This is a genomic window from Acinetobacter sp. GN11 (assembly GCF_054823985.1).
Genome location: NZ_JRVL01000376.1, coordinates 1 through 6,655 on the forward strand (window position 1 = coordinate 1; position 6,655 = coordinate 6,655).

Here is a 6,655-nt window from a genome sequence, read left to right on the forward strand (position 1 = left end):
CTCATTTATATACAACAATAATTTATTTTATAACGGTAAAACTATGCCACATTCAGATCTTCCATTTCGTGCTTTAAGCGTGCTTCACACTTCAATATTTCTCTTTAATAAATATGGCTTTCATAACGTCGGAGTAGACCGAATTGTTGAGTCGGCAAAAGTGCCCAAAGCTACTTTTTATAATTACTTTCATTCAAAAGAACGTCTCATTGAAATGAGCCTAACCTTTCAAAAAGATGGCCTTAAACAAGAGGTGATTTCGATTATCCATGTTCGAAAAGAATTAACTCTAGTTGAAAAACTGCGCAAGATTTACTTTTTACATGCCGACTTAGAAGGGCTTTACCATTTGCCTTTTAAAGCTATTTTTGAAATTGCGAAAACACATCCAAAGGCCTATCAGACCGTAGTTGACTATCGAAATTGGTTTATTAATGAAATCTATAAACTGCTTTTAACAACCAACCCAAATGCTTCAAAACAAGATGCACACATGTTTTTGTTTGTGATTGATGGAGCGATGGTTCAGCTTTTAGACCCCAACAAGCCAGATGAAAGAAAGCGGTTGCTTGAGTATTTTTTGTTGGGGTTTGGGTGAGGGACCAAAAAGAGAAATCTCAAAAAATAATTCTATATATTGTAGATAGACTAAGGCTATTAAATATATATCTTGAAGCACGTTAAGGTTGGATTGGCTTGAGTTTTCTCTTTATATATTCAATGGCCTGAGTCACTTTTGCTGATTTCGTATTTTTCTGCGTAGTAACTGCCCATATATTCATGGTGCCAACATTCCAGTCATCAAGTACTTTAACGAGTTTACCCTCTGATAATGCTTGTTCAGCTTCAAATGTACTTAAACAACAAACACCATAGCCTTGTTCACACATTTTATGAAGAATTAAAGTATTGTTGGTAAGGTACTTGGGCTTAATTTCCGCATAGTAACTTGTGTAAGTTGATTCATGAAAAAAATATTTTTGAATCATCGTATCGTTAGTTGCATATTGTAAATGTAGCCAGTTTTCATCACCTAACTCATTAGGATGAGTGGGCACTCCATGTTTTTCTACCCAAGCAGGGGAAGCATAAAGTTTCATATGCATTTCAGAGATTTTGTGAGCAATAAATGAAGAGCTTGGCATTTCCCCAACACGTATAGCCAAATCAATCCGTTCTGTAATCAGATCGATATACTGATCTTGAACCTGAATGTTTAAATTAAGGTGCGGTAGAGCCTGAGACCAATCTTTTAAGCTTTCTATAAAATAATTAGATAAACCGACTGGTGCTGAAATTCGTAACTCTCCAAAAGGTTCTTTTTTTTCAGTATCTAATAATGCTTGAGCATTTTCTGCTGCTTGAGCAACTTGTTTGCAATAAAAATAATATCGCTGGCCAATTTCGGTTAAAGATAATTTTCTTGTTGAGCGATGTATTAAGGTAATTCCACTAATTTTTTCTAAATATCGAATTTGTTGACTTACAGCAGATGGGGACATATTGAGAATTCTTGCCGCACCACTCATCGATCCTTGTTCCACTACTTTAGTAAAAATAACCATACGTTTGTAATGATCCATTTTGAACCCTGGCTTCAAGCTGTTTGAACTTCAAAGCTACTATTATGAACTTACTTATTCAAATACTATTTTTATGAATCAAGAAGAGTATTCGATGGGAAGGTAAATCTTTATGAAACATATTTGGGCAAAGAAAATGATTTCATTCGGAGTAGATTTAGCCAGTCAACAGCAACTCAGCTTTTGTTTTGCAATCTATGATGAATCTGCAAATTTACTTGCTTTCCAAAGAATGGATCATTCAATGCTAGGGTCAATTGACCTTGCTTTGATGAAAGCTAAAACAGCGTGCTTATTTCGGACAGAAACTCAAAAGCTTGGACAGCTATCACAACCGAATATGCCCATTTGGTCTATAGAGTTTAGTAACGGAGGCCTAAGTACAATCGCTGGTGGTGTGCCACTTCTAAATCAGGCTGGAGAGTTTATAGGAAGTATAGGTGTCTCTGGTGGAACAGCAGAACAAGATAAGGAAATGGCACAAATGTGTTCAGAATATTTTCTAAAAAATGTAGGGTTTACGCAATGAAAAAAGTATTAGTAACTGGTGCTGGAACTGGATTAGGAAAATTAATGGCAATTGCGCTTGCTAAGGCAGGTAATCAGGTGATTGCTTCAGTTTACGCCGTATCTGAAATAGAAAGCTTAAAAGAATTCGCAGTAAAGCAAAATGTTAATTTAACAGTTGAAAAGCTAGATATTTCGAATGCAGAAGATCGAGAAAGGGCAGCTACTTGGAATGTCGATGTACTGATTAATAATGCAGGTATCGCAGAAACTGGTCCATTAGCAGAAATACCAATGGAACATTTTAAAAGAAACTTTGAGGTCAATGTTTTCTCAGCTTTAGCATTAACGCAAAGCATTGTTCAAAATATGGTGAAATCTAATATTGCTGGACAAATCATTTTTATTTCATCTGTTGCAGGGTTAATCACAAAGGCATTAACAGGTCCGTACTGCGCAACAAAACATGCCATAGAGGCAATGGCAGAAGTCTTGAGTGAGGAACTCAAAGACTACAATATTAAAGTGACGGTCGTTAACCCTGGGCCTTACGACACTGGCTTCAATGATGCTCAAATGCTAGAAATGAAAAAATGGTACGATCCAAAGAAAAACTTTACCCAGTTGACTGAAGACAGCTTCAAATTTCCTTTAGAACAGTATAGTCCTGAGGAACTTATTGAGCGTATTGTGAAAGTTGTGTCGGGTGAGGTGAAGCTATTTAGAAACTTATTACCTGAGAGTTTTGTTGATATTGTAAAAGACTATCAGGCTGATTTGTGGGTTAAAGAAAATAATTAAAAAAAAGCTGTTCCTCTAGTTAAATTAGTGGAACAGCTTTTAACTCAACATTTCGCATAGACCTTACTTAATTTTATTTGGTAATAATGATGAGTAGATTTATCAAAATATTAAAACAAGAATTAATAGGATTATTTTTACTACAAAAAAGTGATCGGACTTGGGAACTTCCTTTAACAGCAGCCTTAGCAACAAGTTTACCAATTTTTTTGGCTATATATCTTGGACATATTGAATACGGTTTGATCTCAAGTTTGGGTGGAATGATATTTCTCTATACGCCGAATAATACACCTTTATACTTCCGTTTTTTAACAATGGCCTGTGCAACAGTAGGTATTAGTTTTAGCTATTTAGTCGGTTTACTGAGTCACTCATTAGAGTTTCCTTTATTTATCATTTTTTCTCTGATGACATTTGCTATTTTGATGATATGCCGATTTTTTAGAGTAGGTCCACCGAGTGGATTATTCTTTATTATTGCATTAAGTGTTGGCACAAACTCAAATGTAGCGATTTCACAAATTCCATTTAATGTGGGAATGATGTTTTTGGGTGCACTATTTGCAAGCTTTTTAGCTATGATTTATAGCGTATTTATGTTGCACAAAAAGAAGGAAAAATTATCTACACCTTCTTTTAATTATGATTTTAACTATGTAATTAGTGAGTCTATTATTATTGCTTTATTTGTCGGTATCGCAGTCTTCTTTTCTAAAATATTTGAGTTAAAAAATTATTATTGGGTTTCTGTAAGTTGTTTGATCGTATTACAACAGACTAATTTTAGAGATGTTTTTAGTAAAATTTTACATCGTGTACTCGGTACAATGATTGGAGGAGGAGTTACAGTTTTAATATTGTCTCAACTATTAAATGGGTGGGGCATCGCTATAGCTGTGATGTTATTAATGTTTGTTGTTGAATATTTTATTACGCGGAATTATGCATTAGCCGTTATTTTTATTACCCTTTTAACTATTTTACAAGCCGAAGCGAGTAATTTAATTTTAGAGAGTGCTAATTTTGATTTATATTCAATAGCCTTTACCAGATTTATAGATGTATTGCTGGGGTGCTTTATTGGTTTAGTGGGTGGATATGTTATACATAACCGAAAGTCTTAATTTTAAAATCTTTTATTCTTATCAAATATCGAAAATTATTTAAAAATCAAAAAATTCAACATCATTTTAAGTCTTTGATCGAACGATCAGTCTGTAGCATAGATTGTCATGAAATTTTAACTTGATATTTAACAACGGTAATTTTAGAATCCGCCCAACTAATTTTTAGGAGCTTCAATGTGAGTACTTGCTCGAGTGACAGTAGTCGATCGGTAATAGTCTAAGTATCCACTGAAGTCCTGACAGACCTCTTTTTGTGGATGCAAGAAGAGGTTTTTTATTTCCATCTTTTTATTTCTATTATTAACCCATGATTTATTCATGACAGGTTGCAGTACTTGCATGTGCTCCATGACTTATGGGAGTGATGCCAGTGTTATTTACTTTAAAGAAACGCTCACTTATTTCTGGTTTCTGTTTATTTGCATTATCTAACGCGAGCCATAGTGGACGACCTATGGTGGTTGACGATGCTGCTCTTGTTTCGCCAAAAACTTGTCAGCTAGAAACTTGGGCGCAGCATAACCCTGACAGCAAAGAATATTGGGCAACACCAGCCTGTAATTTTGGTGGTAATTTTGAATTTGCGATAGGGATGGGAAGAGTAAACGATGATACTGAGCACGTCAGTTATGCAACTTTTCAAGGTAAAACCTTATTAAAACCTTTAGAAACGAATGATTGGGGAATCGGTTTTTCTTTTGGCACACAAATAAATGCTAAAGATTCTTCACAGAAAGATTGGACGGTCAACGTTCCTTTAAGTCTTTCTACATTGGATGATAAGTTTTTAATACATGCCAACCTTGGTTGGTTACGTGAAAATATTACGCATAAAAACCAAACTACGTGGGGAATTGGAACTGAAACACAACTTACTCATCCATTAACACTCACTGCCGAAGTATATGGTAATGACCGAAATGATGACTTTTACCAAACAGGTTTTCGATATATGGTCTATAAAGACCTTGTTCAATTAAATGCAAGTTATGGCAACCAAATGTCTCATCACGATAATGCTTTTTTCTCTGTCGGATTTGTATTTCTAACAAAGCCGTTTTTACCTTAATGGTTTATATGCATCTAAATCTATCAAAAAATGTGACAGAATCTAACTTTTTATATCATGTAAATACGACTATCCTAACTGGACTTGAACACAACCCTTTGATGTGTTCGTCTTTTAGTTAGATTTTTTAGGTATTTAAAAAATGAATAAAATGCACGTAACTTTAGCGGTAATTATTGGCTTAATTGTTGGTGGAGTAATAGGCGCTCTAGGCTACTCTAAAACTGCTGCACGTTATGACGCAATGACTACAGCATGTGTCATGGTAAACCAAGCGGTTGAACATGGCATCTTGAAGCCAGAACAAGTGAAACAGTTAGGTGAGCTAACAGGTCAAAGCCTTAAAAAAGATTATGAGTCAGTTGCATCAAAATTCAAATTCTCTGAAAAGCAATTAGGTAACGCATCTGAAGGTTCTAATTGTAGTCAGTTTATTGTTGGGGTGAATGCCGCAAAATAACCTATAGGAAGCCCACAATCTGTGGGCTTTTTTATGAAGCCGATTTAGAGTGGCTCTGATCGGTGATAAGATCAACTGAACATATGATCTACAGACTGCTATAATAATGAACACCACAAAATTTAATCTATAAGCTTGCTCTAAAAGCAGGTTTCTCGTGTTTGCAAAATTGCTAGGAAATATGAAACATTATCTAAAACAAATTGAGTCAACTACTTCAACTTGGACCACAGAGCAAGACTGCTTCTTAATAGAAAATAACTTTCTTTCAATTCAGGAACTCATCGAACAGTTACCTTTTTCTGAAGAAGAGATACGAGTGCGTCGAGCTGTTCTTGGTTTAGTTCGTCGAGATAAGCAAATGAAAACATATTAGTTTTACCAAGTGGTCAAAATAATATGAAAGTAAATATTTCCAATTATCTCTATTCGACCATTCATTTTGCGGATGAGTTATCAAAACCATAATATTTTTAGGTGTTTTTATGGTGCAATTTACATAAAGCACAAACTACTTACAAACCATTCTTACAAGATTACTTTTAATTACATTTCTTTAAGCATAATCAAAGACAGAAAACATTCATAGATCAGCACTTTATAACAATAGTACGGAGAGAGAGGTTAATGCCAAAGTATCTAGCTGTAGCCGAAAAGGTTTATAAAAATATTAAAAAAGATAGCTTATTCACTGATGACATTACTCAGAACCTTAACTGTTTAATTAGTCAGATTCGAAAAGCCATCAAGGGAACGGAGTTTAAGCTCAAATACAATTATATAGACTTTGAAGAAAACTTAACGAAACCGTTAAGTGAGTGCAAGGTCCAGATTGATTTGAGTGTTATGCCGAAATTCGCAAATGAAGGTGAGTATCTTCTTTGGTTGGCTGGTTTTATCGAGCGAATCACGGAAGGTGGAAAACCCAAACTGCCTCCTATTTCGCAATTTCTTCCACCAGGTTTTAAGATGTCGAAAGAGGCGTTTCCTATAAATGTTGCCTCTTCAAAAGAGGAGCATGCAGACATGATTATCAATTATTTTAAATCTGAGGATTTTATTAAAACTAATAAAACTCCTTCATAAAAGAATATAGAAGTGAACG

The 6,655-nt window shown here is 34.7% G+C and carries 9 protein-coding genes; 8 read left to right on the forward strand and 1 reads right to left on the reverse strand.

Features of this window, described 5'->3' with window-relative positions:
• Window positions 1-43 precede the first annotated feature (43 nt).
• Window positions 44-598 carry a TetR/AcrR family transcriptional regulator gene (locus NL42_RS19545; protein ID WP_461314017.1) on the forward strand — a complete coding sequence of 185 codons (555 nt, stop codon included), beginning with the start codon at window positions 44-46 and terminating at the stop codon, window positions 596-598.
• An 82-nt stretch (window positions 599-680) separates the two neighbouring features.
• On the opposite strand, the gene NL42_RS19550 is transcribed toward NL42_RS19545, so the two are convergent.
• The gene (locus NL42_RS19550; RefSeq protein WP_461314010.1) at window positions 681-1,583 is read right to left on the reverse strand and encodes a LysR family transcriptional regulator; all 903 of its coding nucleotides are present in this window, start codon (window positions 1,581-1,583) and stop codon (window positions 681-683) included.
• Between the two features lie 112 nt (window positions 1,584-1,695).
• Here NL42_RS19550 and NL42_RS19555 point away from each other — a divergent pair, with 112 nt between their 5' ends.
• From NL42_RS19555 to NL42_RS19585, 7 genes are all read left to right on the forward strand, one after another.
• Window positions 1,696-2,112 (forward strand): GlcG/HbpS family heme-binding protein, encoded by a 417-nt coding sequence (locus NL42_RS19555; protein ID WP_191899430.1) that lies wholly within the window; start codon window positions 1,696-1,698, stop codon window positions 2,110-2,112.
• Window positions 2,109-2,891 (forward strand): SDR family oxidoreductase, encoded by a 783-nt coding sequence (locus tag NL42_RS19560; protein WP_461314011.1) that lies wholly within the window; start codon window positions 2,109-2,111, stop codon window positions 2,889-2,891. The genes NL42_RS19555 and NL42_RS19560 overlap by 4 nt, the downstream gene beginning before the upstream one ends.
• Window positions 2,892-2,980: 89 nt before the next feature.
• Window positions 2,981-4,018: an FUSC family protein gene (locus NL42_RS19565; RefSeq protein ID WP_461314012.1), complete on the forward strand. Its 1,038-nt coding sequence runs from the start codon at window positions 2,981-2,983 to the stop codon at window positions 4,016-4,018.
• 367 nt (window positions 4,019-4,385) lie between these two features.
• Window positions 4,386-5,090: a hypothetical protein gene (locus NL42_RS19570; RefSeq protein ID WP_461314013.1), complete on the forward strand. Its 705-nt coding sequence runs from the start codon at window positions 4,386-4,388 to the stop codon at window positions 5,088-5,090.
• 142 nt (window positions 5,091-5,232) lie between these two features.
• On the forward strand, window positions 5,233-5,550 hold the full coding sequence (locus tag NL42_RS19575) for a hypothetical protein (RefSeq protein WP_461314014.1): 318 nt from the start codon (window positions 5,233-5,235) through the stop codon (window positions 5,548-5,550).
• Between the two features lie 181 nt (window positions 5,551-5,731).
• Window positions 5,732-5,926, forward strand: a complete 195-nt coding sequence (locus NL42_RS19580; RefSeq protein WP_461314015.1) for a hypothetical protein — start codon at window positions 5,732-5,734, stop codon at window positions 5,924-5,926.
• Between the two features lie 251 nt (window positions 5,927-6,177).
• Window positions 6,178-6,636 (forward strand): hypothetical protein, encoded by a 459-nt coding sequence (locus NL42_RS19585; protein ID WP_461314016.1) that lies wholly within the window; start codon window positions 6,178-6,180, stop codon window positions 6,634-6,636.
• The last annotated feature ends 19 nt before the right edge of the window (window positions 6,637-6,655 follow it).

Excerpts from the sequence above, each read along its gene's own strand:
- NL42_RS19585 (WP_461314016.1), top strand. The coding sequence starts at position 6,178 with ATGCCAAAGTATCTAGCTGTAGCCGAAAAGGTTTATAAAAATATTAAA.
- NL42_RS19545 (WP_461314017.1), top strand. The coding sequence starts at position 44 with ATGCCACATTCAGATCTTCCATTTCGTGCTTTAAGCGTGCTTCACACT.
- NL42_RS19565 (WP_461314012.1), top strand. The coding sequence starts at position 2,981 with ATGAGTAGATTTATCAAAATATTAAAACAAGAATTAATAGGATTATTT.
- NL42_RS19550 (WP_461314010.1), bottom strand. The coding sequence starts at position 1,583 with ATGGATCATTACAAACGTATGGTTATTTTTACTAAAGTAGTGGAACAA.
- NL42_RS19555 (WP_191899430.1), top strand. The coding sequence starts at position 1,696 with ATGAAACATATTTGGGCAAAGAAAATGATTTCATTCGGAGTAGATTTA.
- NL42_RS19580 (WP_461314015.1), top strand. The coding sequence starts at position 5,732 with ATGAAACATTATCTAAAACAAATTGAGTCAACTACTTCAACTTGGACC.
- NL42_RS19570 (WP_461314013.1), top strand. The coding sequence starts at position 4,386 with ATGCCAGTGTTATTTACTTTAAAGAAACGCTCACTTATTTCTGGTTTC.
- NL42_RS19560 (WP_461314011.1), top strand. The coding sequence starts at position 2,109 with ATGAAAAAAGTATTAGTAACTGGTGCTGGAACTGGATTAGGAAAATTA.
- NL42_RS19575 (WP_461314014.1), top strand. The coding sequence starts at position 5,233 with ATGAATAAAATGCACGTAACTTTAGCGGTAATTATTGGCTTAATTGTT.